The sequence below is a fragment of the Qipengyuania sp. NPDC077563 genome (assembly GCF_044901345.1).
Lineage (GTDB): Bacteria > Pseudomonadota > Alphaproteobacteria > Sphingomonadales > Sphingomonadaceae > Qipengyuania > Qipengyuania aestuarii.
In genome coordinates, this window is the sequence record NZ_JBJDPC010000002.1 from 735,556 (window position 1) to 756,287 (window position 20,732).

Sequence of the window (20,732 nt, forward strand, 5' to 3'; positions counted from 1 at the left end):
AATGGCCAAAGCTAAAACCATCAAGATCAAGCAGATCGGTTCGCCGATCCGCCGCCCTGAAAGTCAGCGCAAGATCCTCATCGGTCTGGGCCTGAACAAGATGCATAAGGTCGTCGAACGCCAGGACACTCCCGAAGTGCGTGGTGCCGTCGCCAAGGTTCCGCATCTGGTGGCGATCGTCGAAGACTAAGGCCACGGCCGAAGTCGGATACGATTACAATTTGACGGGAGCGGCCTGCTGCGATAGCGGGCCGCTTCCATTTTACAGCGCGAACAAAAGCGAAAGCGAGTGCAGACTATGAAACTTACAGATCTCCGTGATAATCCTGGCGCCCGCAAGGAGCGTATGCGTGTTGGCCGTGGTATCGGCTCGGGCAAGGGTAAGACCGGCGGCCGTGGCCAGAAGGGCCAGAAGAGCCGTTCGGGCGTTGCCATCAAGGGCTTCGAAGGTGGCCAGATGCCGCTTCACATGCGTCTGCCGAAGCGCGGCTTCAACAATCCGTTCGGCAAGGATTATGCCGAAGTGAACCTGGGCATGGTCCAGAAGTTCATCGACGAGAAGAAGCTCGACGCCAAGAATGACATTGACCACGCTGCATTGAAGGCTGCTGGCCTTGCACGTGGCGGCAAGGATGGCGTCCGTCTCCTCGGCAAGGGCGAACTCAAGGCCAAGGCCAAGTTCATCGTCGCCGGTGCCTCGAAGGGGGCCATCGAAGCAGTCGAGAAAGCTGGCGGTTCGGTCGAAGTGATCGACAAGGGCGAAAGCGAAGCCGAAAAGAAGGCCAAGCGGACCGAAGCCAACAAGGCCAAGAAGTCTAAATAACCGAAAATGTAGGAAGCGGGGTTCGACAAAGGTCGCTCCGCTCCCTATCTGTCCGGTCAACGCCGGGACGGGCCGGCGGCAAGCTAGGATCGAAGACGACCAATGGCATCACGCGCCGATAATTTCGCGAGCAATATCAGTCTCGCCAATTTCTCCAAAGCCACCGAGCTGAAGAACCGTATCTGGTTCACCATCGGTGCGCTTATTGTGTTCCGATTCCTGAGCTTCGTGCCGCTGCCTGGCATCAACGCCCGCGCGCTCAGCCAGCTGGCTGACCAGACGCAGGGCGGCATCATCGACATGTTCAACATGTTCACCGGTGGCAGCCTAGAACGCATGAGCCTCATCGCTCTGGGCGTCATGCCTTATATCACCGCTTCTATTGTGGTGCAGATGGCTTCCGCACTGCATCCCACGCTTGCCGCGCTGAAGAAGGAAGGCGCTGCCGGCCGGCAGAAACTCAACCAGTATACTCGCTACGGCACGGTGCTGCTATGCACGGTCCAGGGCTGGTTTCTGGCAGCAGGCCTCGAAAGCTTCGGTGCCTCCAGCGGTATCGCGGCAGTCGTCGATCCCGGTTACATGTTCCGTATTGGCGCCGTGATCAGCCTTGTCGGCGGAACGATGTTCCTGCTGTGGCTCGGTGAACAGATCACCAGCCGCGGTATCGGCAACGGCGTGTCGCTCATAATTATGGCCGGCATCGTCGCCCAGTTCCCGACCTTCATCACCAATATGACTTCTGGCTATAGCGAGGGATCCATTTCGACGGGTATCCTCCTCGGCTTCATCGTCATGGTCGTGGGGCTAATCCTTCTGATCAGCTTTTTCGAACGGGCTCAGCGCCGCCTGCTCGTCCAGTACCCCAAGCGTGCCACGCAGCGCGGTATGATGCAGGCCGATCGGTCGCACCTGCCGCTCAAGCTCAACACCGCCGGCGTTATTCCTCCCATCTTCGCCAGCTCGCTGCTTCTGCTGCCGCTGACGATCACGCAATTTGCCGGGAATTCGCTGGATACCGACAGCGGCGTGGGCGGGACCATTCAGACAGTGCTTCAATATCTCCAGCACGGTCAGCCGCTCTACATGACGCTCTACGCGATCGGCATCATCTTCTTCTGCTTCTTCTACACCGCGGTCGTCTTCAACCCGGAAGAAACTGCCGACAATCTGAAGAAGAACGGCGGCTTCATTCCAGGCATCCGTCCGGGCAAGCGCACGGAAGATTATCTCGACTATGTGCTGACGAGAATTACGGTCATCGGCGCCATCTATCTGACATTCGTCTGCGTGGTGCCGGAGTATATGATCGCTCAGACCGGCGTTCCGCTGTTCCTTGGCGGTACCAGCCTGCTCATCGTGGTCAACGTGACCGTTGATACGATCAGCCAAATTCAGTCGCATCTGCTGGCGCACCAGTACGGCGACCTCATCAAAAAGGCCAAGTTGAAGGGCCGCCTGCGTTAAGGCAGGGTGCTCGGGGAAGGGGACCTCTCTCGATGGACATCATACTTTTGGGCCCTCCAGGTGCGGGCAAGGGTACGCAGGCGCATCGCCTGGTGGAGCATCACGGGATGATGCAGCTGTCGACCGGCGACATGCTCCGCGAAACGCGCAAGGCGGATACCGAACTCGGTCGCAAGGTTTCCGATATCATGGATTCGGGGTCGCTCGTTTCAGACGACATCGTCTCCGCCATGATCGACGCCAAGCTTGCCGATATGGGTCCGGAAGTGGGCGCTATTTTCGATGGCTATCCGCGGACCGCAGCGCAGGCCGAACAGCTGGACGAAATTCTGGCCAAGCATGGCCGGAATCTCGATCACGTGATCGAACTGGAAGTCGACGAGGATGCTCTGGTCGAACGCATCACCGGCCGGTTCTCCTGCGCCAATTGCGGGGCGGGCTACCACGAAGTGTTCAAGCAGCCCGAAGTCGACGGTGTGTGCGATGAATGCGGCTCGACCGAATTCAAGCGCCGCCCCGATGATACGGAAGAAACCGTGCGCCATCGCATGCAGGTATACCGCAGCGAAACCGCGCCCATCCTCCCGGGCTACGAAAAGCGCGGCATCGTATCGCGCGTCGATGGTATGGGTGCAATTGACGAAGTTACGCACGCAATCGACTCCATCCTCGCCTAAGCGGGCTTGCTGTCAAATCTACCCGCTGCGCTTCTCGCGAAAACTGGCGCGAAGTTCTTTTCGGTATCGGTGAACAATTGAAAGCTGTGGGCGTACTTGTCGAAAGACAAGGAGGCCGCATTGCCTAAAGCCGTACCCGATCTGCGTGAATTCATCGAAGGCGTTCGCGAACGCAATCCTGGTCAGGAAGAATTCGTCCAGGCCGTCGAAGATGTCGCCCGCGATATCATTCCGTTCGTCGCGGACAATTCGAGATATCACGAGGCCGAGATACTTCGCCGGATCGCCGAGCCGGACCGGATTGTGTCGTTTCGGGTATGCCGGGAAGATGACGAGCGCAACGTGCGTGTCGAACGCGGTTGGCGTGTGCAGAACAACAATGCGGTGGGCCCCTACAAGGGCGGTTTGCGATTTTCGGGCAGCGTGACTGAAAGCGTCTTAAAATTTCTCGCTTTCGAACAGACCTTCAAGAACTCGTTGACCGGCTTGCCCATGGGCGGCGCCAAGGGAGGATCGAACTTCAATCCTAAAGGTAAATCGGATCGGGAAGTGATGCGGTTCTGCCAGTCCTTCATGTCCGAACTCTACCGTCACATCGGTCCCGACACCGACGTGCCGGCCGGCGATATCGGCGTCGGCGCCCGCGAAATCGGATATATGTTCGGCCAATACAAGAAGCTTACCGGGCGATGGGAAGGCGTCTTGACCGGAAAAGCGAGTGAATATGGTGGGTCGAGCCTGCGAACGGAGGCGACTGGCTATGGCGTGGTCTATTTCCTGCGTGAGATGCTGGAGGCGGCGGATGACGAGCTTGATGGAAAGAATGCCGTCATCTCGGGCTCTGGAAATGTCGCACTGCATGCGGCGGAAAAGCTTATCGCTGAGGGTGCCAAAGTCCTGACGCTATCGGACAGTGACGGCTTCGTCCATGATCCTGACGGCCTTGATGAAGAGAAGCTTGAATGGGTAAAGGGGCTCAAGCTCGATCGGCGCGGGCGGATCTCAGAATATTGCGAGCAGTTCAGCGGTGCGGACTATCACGAAGGAAAGGCCCCGTGGGGCGTCGGTTGCGACATCGCACTTCCTTGCGCGACTCAGAACGAGCTGGACAAACAGGCTGCGAAAAACCTCATTGGCAATCAGGTGAAAGCGGTAGTTGAAGGCGCGAATATGCCCAGTACCACCGAAGCATCGGACGCTTTCCGCGAGGCTGGTATCCTGTTCGGTCCGGCAAAGGCGGCCAATGCCGGAGGCGTGGCCGTTTCCGGCTTGGAAATGAGCCAGAACTCCGGACGTGTCAGTTGGGAGAGGGGCAAGCTCGATAGGATGTTGACCGAACTCATGCAGGACATCCATCGCAAGTGCGTCGACGATGGGAGAAACGACGAGGGCGCGGTTGACTACGTCCGGGGTGCGAACATCGCGGGCTTTCGAAAGGTTGCAGATGCCATGCTCGCCTTCGGCGTGGTCTGATTGGCCGGCTCTATATGAAAATGGTAAAGGCCGGATGTCAGGGCACTTCTTGAAACCGCGAACAGTCGGCCCATATCCGCACCGTCGTGTCAGCGCGCGCAGACGGTTGACGGCATCGCCGAATCCTATTATGCGCGCCGTTCATTCGATAGTTTCGGTCAATCCGGAAGGCGGCAGCCATATTAGCGCGCCATCCGGATTTTCTGCGCTTATGGCGTCCGATGCTAAGAATGAAGAAGGCGTTGAGATGGGGTCGCGCTTCCAAACGACCCTGTGGAGCATGGAGAATTAAGTGGCTCGTATTGCCGGGGTAAATATCCCCACCAACAAGCGCGTTATCATCGCGCTCACCTATATTCACGGGATCGGTCGCACCACGGCCGTTCAGATCGCCGACAAGCTTGGCATCGATCACGCTCGCCGCGTGCAGGATCTGACCGACGAAGAAGTTCTTCGTATTCGTGAAACCATCGACGAAGAGCACATGGTTGAAGGTGACCTTCGCCGTGACACCGCGATGAACATCAAGCGCCTCATGGACTTGCGTTCTTATCGTGGCCTGCGTCACCGTGCCGGCTTGCCCGTTCGTGGTCAGCGCACTCACACCAACGCCCGTACCCGCAAGGGTAAGGCCAAGCCGATCGCTGGCAAGAAGAAGTAAGCTTCGGGGCTTTGTCCCTCAGGCTTTTCCCTTCTTGATAGAATAGAGGAATACAGAACCATGGCACGCGAACCCGGCCGCGTTAGGCGCCGCGACAAAAAGAACATCTCGAGCGGCGTTGCGCATATCAACGCCAGCTTCAACAACACCATGATCACCATCACGGATGCGCAAGGCAATGCCATCAGCTGGTCGAGTGCCGGCATGATGGGCTTCAAGGGAAGCCGCAAGTCGACTCCCTATGCGGCTCAGGTTGCTGCCGACGATGCAGGCCGCAAGGCTGCGGAGCACGGCGTGCGTACCCTTGAAGTAGAAGTTAAGGGTCCGGGTTCGGGCCGTGAAAGTGCGCTGCGCGGTCTCGCTGCTGTGGGCTTCACGATCACCTCGATCCGCGACGTGACGCCGATCCCGCACAACGGGGTTCGTCCTTCCAAGCGTCGTCGCGTCTGATCCGTACCTGCCTGGTGGCTCGGATCCGCTGAGCCACCGACACATTTTCACGGACCGGACGCTCGCTTGAGCTCCGGTCCTGCCCGCATCCACACCAGGGGAAATCCATGTCCGTCAACAACAAGAACTGGCAGGAACTCAAGAAACCCAACACCCTCGACATCAAGGATAGTGGCGACAAGGGCCGCAAGGCTACTTTCGTGGCTGAGCCTCTCGAGCGCGGCTTTGGCCTGACGCTCGGCAACGCTCTGCGCCGCGTGCTTCTGTCCTCGCTTCAGGGCGCAGCGATTACCTCGATCAAGATCGAGAACGTGCTTCACGAATTCTCCTCGCTCGCTGGCGTGCGCGAGGACGTTACCGACATCGTCCTGAACGTGAAGCAGATCGCGCTCAAGATGGAAGGTGAAGGCATGAAGCGCCTTCAGCTCTCCGCGACCGGTCCGGGCGAAGTAAAGGCCGGCGACATCGCCGTGTCGGGCGACATCGAAGTGATGAACAAGGATCTCGTGATCTGTCATCTCGACGAAGGCGCGACGCTGAACATGGAACTGACTGCTGACACCGGTAAGGGGTATCGCCCCGCCGTGATGAACCGCCCGGTGGATGCACCGATTGGCCTCATCCCGGTAGACAGCCTGTATTCGCCTGTTCGCCAGGTCAGCTACAAGGTCGAGAATGCTCGTGTTGGCCAGGAACTGGACTACGACAAGCTCAGCCTCACCATCGATACCGATGGCACTGTGACGCCGGAAGACGCCGTTGCTTATGCTGCTCGTATTCTTCAGGACCAGTTGACGCTGTTCGTGCACTTCGAAGACGGTATTCCGCAGCCTACCTCGGCGATGGTCGGTCAGTCTGCAGAGCCGCAGGAGAGCGATAGCAACCAGCTTAACCGTTACCTTCTCAAGAAGGTCGACGAACTGGAACTGTCGGTCCGTTCGGCCAATTGCCTCAAGAACGACAACATCATCTACATCGGCGACCTGGTCCAGAAGACCGAGGCCGAGATGCTCCGCACGCCGAACTTCGGCCGCAAGTCGCTCAACGAGATCAAGGAAGTCCTGAGCTCGATGGGTCTGCGCCTCGGCATGGACATCCCGGGCTGGCCGCCTGAAAACATCGAAGAAATGGCCAAGAAGCTCGAACAGGAACTTCTCGGCTAATCAGGGCAGGGGCGGCGGGCCCGAACCGCCGCCAGCACTGGGCTACCTAGAACGGGCCCTTTTCGAACGAAGAAGGAAATACAATGCGTCATAAGATTTCTGGTCGTAAGCTTCAGCGTAAGACCGGCCACCGCAAGGCACTGTTCCGCAACATGAGCGCTGCGCTCATCAAGCACGAACAGATCCTCACCACGCAGGCCAAAGCCAAGGAACTGCGTCCGTACATCGAAAAGCTCATCACGCTGGCAAAGCGTGGCGGTCTTTCAAACCGTCGCCTTGCCATGAGCAAGCTGCAGGACGAAACGCAGCTCAAGAAGCTGTTCGAAGTTCTCGCCGAGCGTTATTCTGACCGGGATGGCGGTTATACGCGCGTCATTAAGGCAGGCTACCGTGGCAGCGACGCAGCGGCGATGGCAGTCATCGAATTCGTTGATCGCGATGTCGATGCGAAGGGTCAGGACAGCGGCCCGGTGATGGCCGAAGAAGAGGAAATGGCAGACGCATAAGCGTTCGTCTTCCACGAGATCAGCAAGGGGCCGGAAGTGTTCTTCCGGCCCTTTTCTTTTGTCTTCGGGGTTCTGGTCGATTTGCTGGGGTGCCAAAGAAACTGGCGCACGCCTTCATCATGTCTGGGACGGTCGAGCAGGAACCTGCGGTTAATATAAACGCCTCTTAAGATGAACGCTTGCTGCATCTGCAATTCAGCGTCGTCTCAACGTTGCGCTTCTAGAAAGATGGTCAACCGAGGCAATCCCGTCGCGGTATAAGAATGATGAGGGCCTCACATGACTTTCAACTTAAGGATGCTCGCAAAAGGTGGGATTGCGACAGCGTCACTCGGCGCCATGGCGCTTGCGGGCGCAACGCCTGTTCAGGCGCGAGATCGCGATGACGGAATTTCGATCGGCGAGGTAATTGCAGGTGCAGTTATCATCGGCGGAATTGCCGCTATTGCCGGATCTTCAAACAGAGACCGCGACTATTATCGCGGTGACCGGTATTACCGCGACGGCGCTTATTATCGGGATGGAAGCGATTATCGCCGTCATGCCTATCGCCAGCGCGGCAATCCGCGCGCAGCGGTCGAGCGGTGCGTTAATGCCGCCAGTCGCGATGCGCGCCGGTACGGTGGGTATCGCTGGGTCCAGGTAACGCAAATCCGGGATGTCGACGACACGCGTTATGGCTGGAGAGTGAAGGGCCGTATCGAGGTTGAAAACCGCGGTGGCCGCTACAATCGTTACGACAGATATGATCGCAGGGATCGCCGTTACAGCAGCCGCAGCAGAGACGCGGGCAAGTTCACTTGCTATATCGATAGAGGGCGAGTGAGCAAGGTCGATTACAGCGGAATACGCGGACTTCGATAATACCGAATGGAATTGATTCTAACGGCCCGGATGTATTCGTCCGGGCCGCTTTTCTTCGCGGTTCAGTCAAATTACAACTCAACAGCCTTGCGGTCGTGGTTTTGACGATGCGTCTGGAGCGATCGATCGCGATCTTGAGAATTTAACTGTTTACCGGGTTTTCGGGTGCTGATCCGCCTTGGGCCCGCGTTCGTCATAGGAAGGCAAAGCCAGGTTCATCATGATGGCGGCCAGGCGCAGCGTGAAGCCTGCCAGCGCTGCTGCAGTCCAGATTACCCAATTTCCGAAGGGTAATAGCTCCCCGATCACGGTGAGGCTGGCGGACAGCGCGGCCGCCGTTACGTAAAGTTCGGGGCGCATCAGGATAGACGGGCGACCAGCAAGAACGTCGCGGATCATGCCGCCTGCCGTTCCCGTGATGATGCCCATCAGCACGGCAGGAACCGGCGGCACCCCGTATTCGAGAGCCTTGGCCGATCCGAGAACGGCATAGGCGGCGAGGCCAGCGCCATCGGCTATCGACAGAAAACGTCCTTCCCACCACCGTGTCGGCGTGAACCAGGCGAACAGTGCGACGCCGAGACAGATGGCCGCAACCCACGGGTCTTCGATCCAGAATACTCTGGCGCCGATCAGGAGGTCGCGGATCGTGCCGCCGCCGACGCCCGTCACCAGTGCAAAGAAGGACAGCGTGACTAACGTTTGGCGCTCCTTCGCGGCCACCAGAGCGCCTGTGAGCGCGAAGATCATCACGCCGGCCAGATCGAGCCAGTCCAGAACGGGAGTAAGAACTTCCTCGTTCATGCGGCCACTCTGACCCGGCCTTTACGACGTCGGAACAGTAACACGCAGCCGAGTAGGCTGCCTATTACCGACAGAGACGCGAAAAGGATAAGCGTTGGATGGCTCGTGTCCTCACGCGTCTCGAGGTCCATGATGTGAAGGCCCCACATGAAACCGAAAGTCCGCCACCACCGTGTGCGCACGGCTTCGATTGCGCCTGTTTGGGTGCCTACATAAACATGAGTTCCATCCTGAAGCCCGATTTGCCAGACCGGAACCGGGCGGCGAAAGTCCGAGGGTGGTTCATCAGCCGCAAAGCGCTTGGAACTGACGATCTTATCGCCGCCGACGATATTCTCATCCACGATCATCCGCGCCTCCACTTCGGAGAGCGGCGACATTTTCGTGCCATCCGGACGGAAGCGCTCGCTGGTGCCGTCCATGTGAGTGATGCGCGTGACAGTCTCGCCGCGCTCGACCTGAGTGGTGACCGAGCGAACCGGATCGGTGCTATCAGAGGGAAGCGAAACGGAAATATTCGTATCGCTGGGAATGGCACTCTCGGCGACGTCCTTGCGCAGATGATTGCCCCGGACTTCCTCCATCGGTTTGATGACCATGACGAGTCCGGTCAGGGTCCACATCAAGATCGGCAGGCCGACCGGCCAGCCCAGCCAGATATGCCAAGCGGCGAAGCGCCTCATCGCGCGTTGCTGTCCCATGGATATTCCTCCGTCGTCCGCGGCGGGCCTTTGAGCATTTGCGCTCAGGAGTGCAAGTGCTTGCCGATTTCCGCGGCGACGCCAATGGTGTCGAGATCGGACCAGCGAGGCCCCATGATCTGTGCCCCGCAAGGCAATCCGTCGTTCTCGCCGATCGGCAGGACCGTGGCAGGCAAATTGGGAAAAGTGGCCAGGCCTGCCCAGGCGAGTGCGTCCGCACCACGTCGCGACTGGCCGTCGATTTCCAAATCACCCTCGAAGACTGACCCTTTGCGGCTCGGTATGGCGAGGACCGGGGCGGGCGGGGCGATGACAAAGTCGAAGATTGCAAAAAGATCGTCCCACGCCCTTACATTGCGCGCCTGAAGATCGAGCAGGTCGAACCAATCGGTTGCGCTCGCGCGCCTGCCATCCTTTCCCGGCGCACCGCGCGCCATGGCAATGCTCAGCATCCGCACGTAGTCGGAATTCTGTTTTGCGAGATCGGGAAGCAGATCGCTGGAGCGATCGATCCGCGCGCCCGCCTTCTCCAGTTCCGCGATCATATCCTCCATCGGGCGAAGGACAGTTTCGTCTACGGGGCAGGAGGGATGATCAGTAATGACGAGCAAGCGGCAATCGGCGAGTGTCTTCGTGCGCCGCCTCAGCGGAATTTGCGCGGTCAGTTCGACCATTGCCGAGAGATCCTGTGCGTTACGCGCCAGCGGCCCGGCGATACTGAGCACACCATCATGGGCCGGTCGGCCAGCCATAAGTGGATGTTCGTGGCCTTCCTTGCTTATCAGGCCCCAGCTCGTTTTATGCCCCCAAATCCCGCAGAAATGCGCCGGCACGCGAACTGAACCGCCGATGTCGGTGCCGAATTCGCACGGAACCATACCGCTCGCCACGGCCGCCGCCGATCCCCCGGAAGAGCCGCCGGGCGAGCGTTCGTGGTCGTGCGGATTATGCGTACGGCCATAGACCGGATTGGCCGACTGCCAGTCTGCAAGATCGGGAGGGACATTGGTCTTGCCGAGAAAGATTGCGCCAGCATCCTTGAGCTTGCGCACGACTGCCGAGTCTCGTTTGGCGATATTGTCGGCATGGGCTGCATGGCCCCAACAGGTAGGCAAACCTTCGATATCGAAGCTTTCCTTGATCGTCATTGGGACGCCGAACAGGGGAAGCTTGCCCGAAGGTCTGTTGCTCGTGGCCGCCTTTGCGGCGGAGAGCGCCCGATCGAAATCACAGACCACCACTGCGTTGATATGCGCGTCCATCCGCTCGATCCGATTGATGGCCGAATCCACCGCCTCCAAGGGCGATAATTCCCCGCGCGCAATCATGGCGGCGGTTTCCAGCGCGCCGGGCAACTGGGTCAAAGTCGGATAGGCCAAGCCACTCTCCTCTCGCGCTTTGCGTCGCGTCATCGGACCACACCGCCCAACGCTGTGCAAGACATAACGAATCTAATCGTTTAGGGCGTGGCTACTATTTCGAGACGAAGGAATTCCTAATGCGTCATGCCATTTTGCCGATTTTGCTCGCCACGGCGGCCTGTGCACCAGCCATGACCGAGACCGGTATTGCCAGCACCGATAGCTCCGCGGGTGAAGGCTATGATCTGAATGCGCAATACGCCAAGCTGGCACAAATCGAGATGGATCCCGATACCAGCTATCTCAGCGAGGAAGAACGGCAGGTCGTCAACCTCCTGATCGATGCGAGCAGTTACATGGACGAAATCTATCTTCGCCAACGCTTTGCCGCCAATCCGGAAATCCGCCAGGCAATCGTCCGCAGCAGGATCGCAAATCGTGATCTGCTTCTCGCGATGTTCGATCGCTACTATGGCGCGTGGGACGATCTCGACGAGTTTCATCCATTCTGGGGAACGGAAGAATTGCCCGAAGGGGCGGGCTTCTATCCCACCGATCTCACGCGCGCAGAATTCGATGCCTATCTCGCGGCAAATCCAGGCCAGCGTGACGAGCTACTGAATCCCTATACGGTCGTGAAGCGGGACGGCTATCGTCTTGTCGCCGTACCCTATAGCGAGGAATATGCCGAGTGGCTCATCCCTGCGTCACGCCTGCTTGAACAGGCGGCTCAGATCACGACCAATCCCAGCCTCAAGAAATTCCTGGCCTTGCGCGCGCGGTCATTCCTGACCGACGATTATTTCGAAAGCGAAATGGCCTGGATGGATTTGAAGGACACGCCCATCGAAATCGCGATCGGCCCGTACGAAGTCTATACCGACAGGCTTTACGGCACGAAGACCGCCTTCGAAAGCTTCGTGACCTTGCGCAACCCCGAGGAAAGCGCCGCCTTGGCGAAGTACAAGAACTACCTCAGAGACATGGAAGCGAACCTTCCGATCGAGGATCAGTACAAGAACTTCCAGCGCGGGTTCGAAAGCCCCATTGCTGTTGCGGATCAGGTTCACGGCGGCGGTGACAATGTGCCCGGCGTTCAGACCATCGCTTTCAATCTGCCCAATGACGAGCGTGTGCGCGAAGCCAAGGGGGCCAAGAAGGTCATTCTGGCCAACGTGCTGGGCGCGAAATACGAGCGGATTCTCGATCCCATCGGGGACGTGGTCCTGAAACAGGATCAGTCGGCTCTGGTGGCTAAGAAATACATGGAGCTGTTTACGCTGTTCCATGAACTTTCGCACAGCCTCGGGCCCGGTACGATCACGGTTGATGGGCGTCAGACCACGGTAAACGAAGAGCTCAAGGAGCAATATTCGGCGCTGGAAGAGTCCAAGGCCGACGTGATGGGCATGTGGAACCTCATGTTCATGATGGCAAAGGGCGAACTGCCCATGTCGGAAAAGGAAAGCGCGCTCGCGAGCTATATGGCGGGGCTCTTCCGGTCCATGCGCTTCGGCATCGATGAGGCGCATGGCAAGGGCGCGGCGCTGCAGTACGGCTATCTCAAGGAAAAGGGAGCGTTCCGCTGGGATGCTTCGGCCAGTCGATATGTGGTCGATTACGCCAAGATGGAGACGGGCATTCGCGACCTTCTGCATGACCAATTGATGTTGCAGGCCCGCGGTGATTACGAGGGCACCAAAGCTTTCTTTGCCCGCTACGCCAAGCTCGACGATTGGGCCCGCGGCAGATTCACCGCCATGTCGGACATTCCGGTAGATATTCAACCAATCTACCCGAACGAGGTATGAGGAAACGCGCCTGCCTCGCATCGGGGCAGGCGCATTGATCTCATTGTTTGGCGCCTGTCATAACGGCGCCGTTCTGGTGCAGGGTTACCGACGTGACTTCGCCGGCGGTATCACGGTTGAACACGAGCTTCGCGTCCACGACCTTGAGGAAGAAATGGTCGGCCTTCTGCGCAAAGACCGGGAAGGCGGGTTGGTTGGTCGCCTGTGTCATCAATTGTTCGCCTTCGACCCAGAATTTCAGCATGAAGCCGGGTGCCAGTTCGTAGCTTCCCTCGTATTCGGCAAGGGTTTCCGGATCGACGGTGATCTCCGTTCGCTCGCTCGCCAGTTCGATGTCATCTCCGCGCGCGAGCGTAACCAGCGATTGCCCAAGCTTGTTCGCCGCCCCGCCATTGATGTTGGCAAGAACCGCTACCGTGATGTCACGCTCGGGATCATGGGCGAGGAAAGCATTGAAGCCCTCGATACCGCCGCCATGCCAGATGAGCGTGCCATCCTCGTCTTTTGTCACAAGAACGCCCATCGCGTAGGATGAGCCGGGCATGGCTTCCACAGAAGGCGCGGTCATCAAGGCGACCGTTTCGGGTTTCAAGAGTTCGCCGCCGAACAATCCGCGCTCCCATTTCAGGAGATCGTGCGTGGTCGAATACAAGGCGCCCGCGCCACTCGGTATGCCCATATCCACATAATCGGCATTGAGCGGCCCGCTGCCCGAGGGAGAATAGCCGGAAGCGCGCTTCGGCACGATCTGGGCCGTAAGGTCTATCGCCGTGTCTTCCATACCCAACGGCGTGAAAATGTTCTCCTCGACGAAGTCGCTGTAGGATTGGCCAGATACTTCCTCCACCACCGCTGCGAGCAGCAGATAGCCGGAATTGGAATAGCTCCATTTCTCACCGGGTGCGAATTCCAATTCGCTCCCGGCGAAACGAGCGATCATCTCATCCCGCGTGGTCGGAAGATATTTCCACTTACCAAAGTCATCGAAATCGGTGACGTTGGGGATGCCCGAAGTGTGGTTGAGCAGATGCCTCAATGTGATCGCGCTCCAGCTGTCCGGCGCGTTAGCCCAATAGGCGCCTACCTTCTCGTCGATGTCGAGCTTGCCGCGTTCCTGCAACATCAGGATTGCCGCGGCGGTAAACTGCTTGGTCACGGACCCGATGCGGAACTTGGTATCTGTACTGTTGGCAATATCCCATTCGAGATTGGCCGAACCATAAGCTTTGTCCAACAGGATATCATCACCGATCGCGACAAGAGCGGTCCCCATGAAGCTCTGATCCTCGGCTGATGCCGATACGGCCTGATCCATCCGGGCTGCGTCTTGTGCGGATGCCGATGGCGTGGCTAGGATCACCGCAACGGGTGCCATGGCCCAGGCGGTCAGGCGTAGTCTTTTCATCACTTCCTCCCTTGGTGACTTGTGTAAGTAATACACCTTGGGGGCGAGAATTCAAGCCATCCGATCTTCGGTCGCGATTTGTGCTGAAGAATTCCGCATGCAGCCGAGCGCCGCCATGAGACCGATTATTGCGGAAGCGCCATATCCAGCGAGCGGCACGGGGTAGGGCGAGAGGAAGGAAGATCCAAGGAACGCGCCATAGACCAAGGCTATTGCACGCCGATCGGAAGTCAGGGCAGCTTCGCTCCGCAACAGGTAGAACAGCGGCGCGAGTAGCAACACCACCAAGCCGATCGCCTGAGTTGGCACACCCATTTCATGCCACAGCATGGGAACCAGATATTCCACAAAAGGCACTGGAGGAGGGGAGGGCTGCTGAAGCAGAACGCCGGCTACAGCTATTGCCGCTACAGAGACACCGAGTCCCGCCCATTTTCGATGCGCCCATGCCCAGACGCCTGATGAGGCTGCAATGGCAAGTGCGGCGGCTGCATCGGGTTGCAGCGATACGACCAAAAGAGCGAGCGAGAGAAAGACCCAGCCCAGCTTCTCGTCGCGCAATGCCATCAAGGCGAGCACTGGAAGGACCAACAGTCCCGCATTCAGAGTGAGCGGCCCCATCGGCAGCCAGCGGCTCACTCCGTCCAGTTGGGGGCCGGTAACCAGCGGCAGCGCTAAAAGGGCGATGGCGCTCACGCAAAGCAGTCTGGCACTCTTCAGCGAACCGGCCGGACGAATGAAATAGATTGCCAGCAACCCAAGCAGAAATGCGGCGATATTGATCCACGCATAGTGCGCGGGCGCATCATGCCACCAGAAGATCAGCAATCCGCCAAGAATCGGAAAGGCGACCGTCCGCGCGAGCTCTTGGGTCCGCCGGATCGATCGCCTCTCGATCATGTCAGTTTGTTGTCCTCAGACGTGGATGGCCTTGCCCTGTACGGCCATGGCCGCTTCCTTGATCGCTTCGGAATGCGTCGGATGGGCATGGCAAGTGTAGGCGATGTCTTCGGAAGTTGCGCCGAATTCCATGGCTTGGGCGGCCTGTGCAATCATCGTGCCGGCGACATTGTTGATGCACCACACACCCAGCACGCGGTCACTTTCCGCTTCGGCGATGATTTTCACGAAGCCGTCCGGCTCATGGTTGGTCTTTGCGCGGCTGTTGGCCATCATCGGGAATTTGCCGACTTTGATCTTGGCCTTGTCGCCGCCCATCTTCTCGATGGCTTCTTCCTGGGTCAGGCCGACACCGGCGAATTCGGGCAGGGTGTAGACTACGCCCGGGATGATATCGTGGTTCACGATCCCGGTCTGGCCCGCGATGTTCTCGGCGCAGGCGATACCTTCGTCTTCCGCCTTGTGAGCGAGCATGGGGCCGGGGACGCAGTCACCGATAGCCCAAACGCCGTCTACGGCCGTGCGGAAATCGTGATCGGTTTCGATCTGGCCGCGCTTGTTGGTTTCGAGGCCGATGGAGTCGAGACCAAGCCCATCGGTGTTCGGACGGCGGCCGATAGATACCAGCACGCAATCGGCTTCCAGCGTCTCCGCTTCGCCGCCCGCAGCCGGTTCGAGCGTAAGAGTGGCAGTCTTTCCGTCGACGCTGCAGCCGGTGACCTTGGTCGACAGGCGCAGTTCCATGCCCTGCTTTTTGAAGATCTTTGCGGCTTCCTTGCGGACATCGTCGTCCATGCCCGGCAGCAGCTTATCGAGATATTCCACCACGATGACTTCCGCGCCAAGGCGGTTCCAGACCGAGCCCATTTCCAGCCCGATCACACCGCCGCCGATGACGACCATCTTCTTCGGCACGGCAGGCAATTCGAGAGCGCCGGTAGAATCGACCACCACCCCTGCGTCATTGTCGACCTCCACACCCGGCAGCGGGGTGACGGAGGAACCGGTGGCGATGATGATGTTCTTGGCGGTGACGGTTTCGTCGCCGACCTTCACCGTGTGCGCATCCTGGAAGGTGGCGTGGCCCTTTTTCCAGTCGACCTTGTTCTTCTTGAACAGGAACTCGATACCGCCGGTCAGACCCTTTACCGCATCGCGGCGCTGGGCGTGCATCTGTTCGAGATTGAGGGTCGGCTTTACGTCGATACCCATCTCGGCCATCGCGCCATTGGCGGCGGCATCGTAGAACTCGGACGCATGCAGCATGGCTTTTGAAGGGATGCAGCCCACGTTGAGGCAGGTCCCGCCCAGCGTCTCGCGGCTTTCGGCGCAGGCCGTTTTCAGGCCCAGCTGCGCAGCGCGAATTGCGGCGACATAGCCACCCGGGCCAGCGCCGATGACAAGGACGTCGTAGTCGTAGGAATGGTCGGCCATTCTAAACTCCGTTCGCCCCGAGCCTGTCGAAGGGCTGCACTTTCTTTTGGTCCGTCGCTCTTAAGAGAAGAGCAGGGCTTAGACAGGCTCAGCCCGAACGGGGGTAGGATTGCGATAACTTCTTAGAGGTCGATCAGCATCCGGGTGGGATCTTCGATCGCTTCCTTGATGATCTTGAGCGCGGTCACAGCCTCGCGGCCGTCGATCAGGCGGTGGTCGTAGGACAGGGCGATATACATCATCGGACGGATGACAACCTCGCCATCGACGACGACCGGGCGGTCTTCGATGCGATGGAGGCCGAGGACGGCACTCTGCGGCGGATTGATGATCGGGGTCGACATCAGCGATCCGAAGACGCCGCCGTTGGAAATGGTGAAGGTTCCGCCCTTCATATCTTCCATCGTCAGCGTGCCTTCCTTGGCGCGCTTGCCGAAGTCCGCAATGTCCTTTTCGATGCGTGCAAAGCCCTTGTCCTGCGCGTCACGGATCACTGGGACGACGAGGCCGTTGGGAGCCGAGACGGCTACCGAGATGTCGACATAATCGTGATAAACGATCTCGTCGCCCTCGATATAGGCGTTGACTGCCGGTACGTCCTTCAGGGCAAGGCAGGCGGCCTTGGCGAAGAAGCCCATGAAGCCGAGACGGATGTCGTGCTTCTTGGCGAACATGTCCTTGTATTTGCCGCGCGCTTCCATGACGGCGCTCATGTCGACGTCGTTGAAGGTGGTGAGCAGCGCGGCATTGTCCTGCGCGCCCTTCAGGCGTTTGGCGATGGTTTGGCGCATGCGCGTCATCTTGACGCGTTCCTCGCGGCGTTCGCCGGTAGCGCCGGGCGCCGGGGCGGAAGAGGCTGGAGCGGGAGCGGGGGCCGGGCTATCACCCTTTGCTTTCGCAGCCGCAATTACGTCTTCCTTCGTGAGGCGCCCGTCCTTGCCGGTGCCCTTGATGGTCGATGGGTCGACGCCGTGCTCGAGCACGGCGCGGCGCACGGCAGGCGAGAGCGTCTGCGAGGCATCGCTGCCAGTAGCTTCCTTGGCCTGTGCAGGGGCGGCTTTCTCGACACCTGCGTCGGGTGCTTCTGCCTTGGGCTCGCTTGATGGAGCAGCGCCAGCGCCGCCTTCCTCGATGACTGCCAGCACAGCGCCCACTTCGACGGTATCGCCCACGGCGACCTTGAATTCCTTGATTACCCCGGCGATCGGCGAAGGCGCCTCGACCGCAACCTTGTCTGTTTCGAGGCTGACGATGGGTTCGTCCACTGCGACGCTGTCGCCAACATTCTTGAGCAACTCGCCGATGGAGGCTTCGGTAACGCTCTCGCCGAGCGTGGGGACTTTGACTTCGGTGGCCATGGTGTAATGTTCCTTTTCAGGCCTTAATCAGTTGCACGTGCTGGTGGCGGCGGAATTGTCGCCGTCATTCAGGCCGAGCGCAATGTTTACGAGTGCTTCCTGCTGGATCTGGTGGCGGCTGGCAAAGCCGGTGGCAGGTGATGCAGCGACTTCCCGACCGGCATAGCAGGGACGCATACCATCCTTGCCAGCCTTGGTGGCGGCTTCCTCGATCAGGCGATCGACGAAGAACCACGCGCCGTTATTCTTTGGTTCTTCCTGGCACCAGACGATGGTTTCCAGATTGCTCATTCGCTCGAGGCGGGCGGCCAGCGGTTCCCCGGGGAAGGGATAAAGCTGTTCGATGCGCACGATCGAAACGTCTTCGAGCTCTGCTTCGTCACGGCGCTGCATCAGGTCGTAGGCGACCTTGCCGCTGCACAGGACGAGACGCTTTACCTTGCTGTCCTCGATCTCGGTCAGGTCGGACTTGATCCGCATGAAGTGGTGATCGTCCATGAACTCGCTGGCACTGGATTTCGCCAGTGGGTGACGAAGCAGCGACTTGGGAGTCATGATGACCAGCGGCTTACGGAAAGACCGCAGCATCTGCCGACGGAGAACATGGAAGTAGTTCGCCGGGGTGGTAATGTTGCAGACCTGGATATTGTCGTTCGCGCAAAGCTGCAGGAAACGCTCGAGCCGGGCGGAGCTATGCTCAGGACCCTGGCCTTCATACCCGTGCGGCAGCAACAGCACGAGACCGTTGGCACGCAGCCATTTCACTTCGCCGGCGGCGATGAACTGGTCGATCATGATCTGCGCGCCATTAGCGAAATCGCCGAACTGCGCTTCCCACATCACCAAGCTCTTCGGATCCGCCATGGCGAAACCATATTCGAAGCCGAGCACGCCGTATTCGGACAGCGGGCTGTCATACACTTCGAATTTGCCATGGGGCAGGGTCGACAGCGGAATATATTTGCGCTCGTCGGTCTGATCGGTCCAGACCGCGTGCCGCTGGCTGAAGGTGCCGCGGCCGGAATCCTGACCCGACAGACGCACACCGAAGCCTTCGGTCACGAGGCTGCCGAATGCGAGCGCCTCACCGGTAGCCCAGTCGAAACCCTCGCCGGTCGCGAACATCTCGCGCTTGGCATCAAGCACACGGCCGAGTGTCTTGTGAATAGTCACATCGTCGGGAACGGTGGTCAGCGTGCGGCCCAGGCTGTCGAACAGTTTCTTGTCGATGCCCGAATCCACGTTGCGTCGCGCGGTTTCCGGATCGGCAGGCTTGTTCATGCCTGCCCAGCGCCCGCCGAACCAGTCCGCCTCGTTTGGCTTGTAATCCTTGGATGCTGCGAATTCTTCCTCGAGATGCGCGTTGAATTCCGCGCACAAGCCGTCGGCATAGCCTTGGTCAATAACGCCCTCGGCTTCGAGACGCTTCGTATAAAGCTCGCTCACCTTCGGGTGCTTACGGATCTCGTCATACATCACCGGCTGGGTAAATTTCGGTTCGTCGCCTTCGTTATGGCCGAAGCGGCGATAGCACCACATGTCGATCACGATGTCGCGGCCGAAGGTCTGGCGGTATTCGATGGCGAGCTTGCAGGCAAAAGTGACAGCTTCGGGATCGTCGCCATTGACGTGCAGGATTGGTGCCTGGACACCCTTCGCCACATCGCTGGGGTAGGGCGAGGAGCGCGCGAATTGCGGGCTGGTGGTGAAACCGATCTGGTTGTTGATGACGAAGTGCAGGCAGCCGCCGGTGTTGTAGCCGCGCACGCCCGAGAAGCCGAGGCATTCCCACACGATGCCCTGACCGGCAAACGCCGCGTCACCGTGGAGGAGCACGGGAAGCACCTGCTCGTGTTTCTTGAGATCGTCCCGGATCGCCTGCTGCGCGCGGCTCTTGCCGAGCACGACCGGGTTCACCGCTTCGAGATGGCTGGGGTTGGGCACCAGGCTCATGTGCACATCGATACCGTCGAACGTGCGGTCGGTGCTTGTCCCGAGGTGGTATTTCACATCGCCCGAGCCGCCGACATCGTCGGGGTTCGACGAACCGCCCGAGAATTCGTGGAAGATCACCTTGTAAGGCTTGCCCATGACATTGGCGAGCACGTTGAGGCGGCCACGGTGCGCCATGCCGTAGATGATTTCGCGCACGCCGAGCTGGCCGCCGTATTTGATCACCGCTTCCAGCGCCGGGATCATGCTTTCGCCGCCGTCGAGGCCGAAGCGCTTGGTGCCGACGTATTTCTTGCCGAGGAATTTTTCGTACTGTTCGCCGCGGATCACCGCAGCAAGGATGGCGCGCTTGCCTTCCTCGGTGAACTGGATCGTATCTTCGGGCGTCTCGAACTTGTCCTGGAGGAAACGGCGTTCCTCCGTGTCCGAGATGTGCATGTATTCGAGGCCGACCTTGCCGCAATAGGTTTCGCGCAAGGCCCGGTAGAGCTCGCCCACAGTGACCCATTCGAAGCCGAAGACACCGCCGACATAGACTTCGCGGTCTTCCTGACCCTGGAAGCCATGCCATTCGAGCGTCAGGTCTTCGGGCACATCGCGGTGCGAGAGGCCCAGCGGGTCGAGATCGGCAGCGAGGTGACCGCGAACGCGATACAGGCGGACCAGCAGCATCGCGCGGATGCTGTCGTCGGCGGCCTGCTCGATCGCCTTGGGATCGGCAGCCTTGCCAGCCTTTTCAGCCGCCTGCTTCACTGCGATCCGCATCTGCGTGGGATCGAGCGCCGCGGTCAGCTCCGCATCGCTGTCGACTACCTGCTGCAGCCAGTTGGGATTGCCCCAGCTCGGGCCCTGCTGCGGACCTTCCTGATCGCCCAGCTCGGGCAGGAAATCGTGGCTCTCGTTACCCATCGGGTTACCTTT

19 protein-coding genes are annotated in these 20,732 nt (G+C 59.3%); 11 read left to right on the top strand and 8 right to left on the bottom strand.

From position 1 onward, the window contains the following. Position 1: 1 nt before the first annotated feature. The 10 genes from rpmD (at position 2) to ACI2I1_RS09660 (ending at position 8,084) form a co-directional block, all read left to right on the top strand. The gene (gene rpmD / locus ACI2I1_RS09615) at positions 2–190 is read left to right on the top strand and encodes a 50S ribosomal protein L30 (RefSeq protein ID WP_221541757.1); all 189 of its coding nucleotides are present in this window, start codon (positions 2–4) and stop codon (positions 188–190) included. Between the two features lie 108 nt (positions 191–298). After that, positions 299–823 (top strand): 50S ribosomal protein L15, encoded by a 525-nt coding sequence (gene rplO, locus ACI2I1_RS09620; RefSeq protein WP_221541756.1) that lies wholly within the window; start codon positions 299–301, stop codon positions 821–823. A gap of 102 nt (positions 824–925) precedes the next feature. After that, positions 926–2,290, top strand: a complete 1,365-nt coding sequence (secY, locus tag ACI2I1_RS09625; RefSeq protein WP_221541755.1) for a preprotein translocase subunit SecY — start codon at positions 926–928, stop codon at positions 2,288–2,290. Positions 2,291–2,322: 32 nt separating this feature from the next. Continuing rightward, positions 2,323–2,967: an adenylate kinase gene (locus tag ACI2I1_RS09630; RefSeq protein WP_404678913.1), complete on the top strand. Its 645-nt coding sequence runs from the start codon at positions 2,323–2,325 to the stop codon at positions 2,965–2,967. A 120-nt stretch (positions 2,968–3,087) separates the two neighbouring features. Then, the gene (gdhA, locus tag ACI2I1_RS09635; protein ID WP_404678914.1) at positions 3,088–4,440 is read left to right on the top strand and encodes an NADP-specific glutamate dehydrogenase; all 1,353 of its coding nucleotides are present in this window, start codon (positions 3,088–3,090) and stop codon (positions 4,438–4,440) included. Between the two features lie 292 nt (positions 4,441–4,732). Beyond that, positions 4,733–5,101, top strand: a complete 369-nt coding sequence (rpsM, locus tag ACI2I1_RS09640) for a 30S ribosomal protein S13 (RefSeq protein WP_221541753.1) — start codon at positions 4,733–4,735, stop codon at positions 5,099–5,101. 60 nt (positions 5,102–5,161) lie between these two features. Next, complete coding sequence (rpsK, locus tag ACI2I1_RS09645) at positions 5,162–5,551, top strand: 30S ribosomal protein S11 (RefSeq protein WP_006831904.1); 390 nt, start codon at positions 5,162–5,164, stop codon at positions 5,549–5,551. Positions 5,552–5,658: 107 nt separating this feature from the next. Beyond that, complete coding sequence (locus tag ACI2I1_RS09650) at positions 5,659–6,714, top strand: DNA-directed RNA polymerase subunit alpha (RefSeq protein ID WP_221541752.1); 1,056 nt, start codon at positions 5,659–5,661, stop codon at positions 6,712–6,714. 83 nt (positions 6,715–6,797) lie between these two features. Then, a complete protein-coding gene (gene rplQ, locus ACI2I1_RS09655) occupies positions 6,798–7,220 on the top strand; it encodes a 50S ribosomal protein L17 (RefSeq protein ID WP_224811420.1) in 423 nt (140 codons plus the stop codon). Between the two features lie 279 nt (positions 7,221–7,499). Continuing rightward, a complete protein-coding gene (locus tag ACI2I1_RS09660; protein ID WP_404678915.1) occupies positions 7,500–8,084 on the top strand; it encodes a hypothetical protein in 585 nt (194 codons plus the stop codon). A 150-nt stretch (positions 8,085–8,234) separates the two neighbouring features. Here the strand turns inward: ACI2I1_RS09660 and ACI2I1_RS09665 are convergent, their stop codons facing one another. Genes ACI2I1_RS09665 through ACI2I1_RS09675 form a run of 3 tightly spaced genes read right to left on the bottom strand, consistent with a single transcriptional unit; the run spans position 8,235 to position 10,968 of the window. Next, positions 8,235–8,888, bottom strand: coding sequence for a trimeric intracellular cation channel family protein (locus ACI2I1_RS09665; protein WP_404678916.1), 654 nt, complete (start codon positions 8,886–8,888; stop codon positions 8,235–8,237). After that, the gene (locus ACI2I1_RS09670) at positions 8,885–9,589 is read right to left on the bottom strand and encodes a PepSY domain-containing protein (RefSeq protein WP_404678917.1); all 705 of its coding nucleotides are present in this window, start codon (positions 9,587–9,589) and stop codon (positions 8,885–8,887) included. Before ACI2I1_RS09670 ends, ACI2I1_RS09665 begins: the two co-directional genes overlap by 4 nt. A 44-nt stretch (positions 9,590–9,633) precedes the next feature. After that, positions 9,634–10,968 (bottom strand): amidase family protein, encoded by a 1,335-nt coding sequence (locus ACI2I1_RS09675; RefSeq protein ID WP_404678918.1) that lies wholly within the window; start codon positions 10,966–10,968, stop codon positions 9,634–9,636. 119 nt (positions 10,969–11,087) lie between these two features. On the opposite strand from ACI2I1_RS09675, the gene ACI2I1_RS09680 reads away from it, so the two are divergent. Then, positions 11,088–12,761 carry a hypothetical protein gene (locus ACI2I1_RS09680; RefSeq protein ID WP_404678919.1) on the top strand — a complete coding sequence of 558 codons (1,674 nt, stop codon included), beginning with the start codon at positions 11,088–11,090 and terminating at the stop codon, positions 12,759–12,761. 40 nt (positions 12,762–12,801) lie between these two features. Here the strand turns inward: ACI2I1_RS09680 and ACI2I1_RS09685 are convergent, their stop codons facing one another. The 5 genes from ACI2I1_RS09685 to ACI2I1_RS09705 form a co-directional block, all read right to left on the bottom strand. After that, positions 12,802–14,166, bottom strand: coding sequence for a serine hydrolase (locus ACI2I1_RS09685; RefSeq protein ID WP_404678920.1), 1,365 nt, complete (start codon positions 14,164–14,166; stop codon positions 12,802–12,804). Between the two features lie 51 nt (positions 14,167–14,217). Then, positions 14,218–15,066 (bottom strand): hypothetical protein, encoded by an 849-nt coding sequence (locus tag ACI2I1_RS09690; protein ID WP_404678921.1) that lies wholly within the window; start codon positions 15,064–15,066, stop codon positions 14,218–14,220. A 15-nt stretch (positions 15,067–15,081) separates the two neighbouring features. Then, the gene (lpdA, locus tag ACI2I1_RS09695) at positions 15,082–16,500 is read right to left on the bottom strand and encodes a dihydrolipoyl dehydrogenase (RefSeq protein WP_404678922.1); all 1,419 of its coding nucleotides are present in this window, start codon (positions 16,498–16,500) and stop codon (positions 15,082–15,084) included. A gap of 122 nt (positions 16,501–16,622) precedes the next feature. Then, positions 16,623–17,858: a 2-oxoglutarate dehydrogenase complex dihydrolipoyllysine-residue succinyltransferase gene (gene odhB / locus ACI2I1_RS09700; RefSeq protein ID WP_404678923.1), complete on the bottom strand. Its 1,236-nt coding sequence runs from the start codon at positions 17,856–17,858 to the stop codon at positions 16,623–16,625. Between the two features lie 27 nt (positions 17,859–17,885). Continuing rightward, the gene (locus tag ACI2I1_RS09705) at positions 17,886–20,720 is read right to left on the bottom strand and encodes a 2-oxoglutarate dehydrogenase E1 component (RefSeq protein ID WP_404678924.1); all 2,835 of its coding nucleotides are present in this window, start codon (positions 20,718–20,720) and stop codon (positions 17,886–17,888) included. Positions 20,721–20,732: the final 12 nt, after the last annotated feature.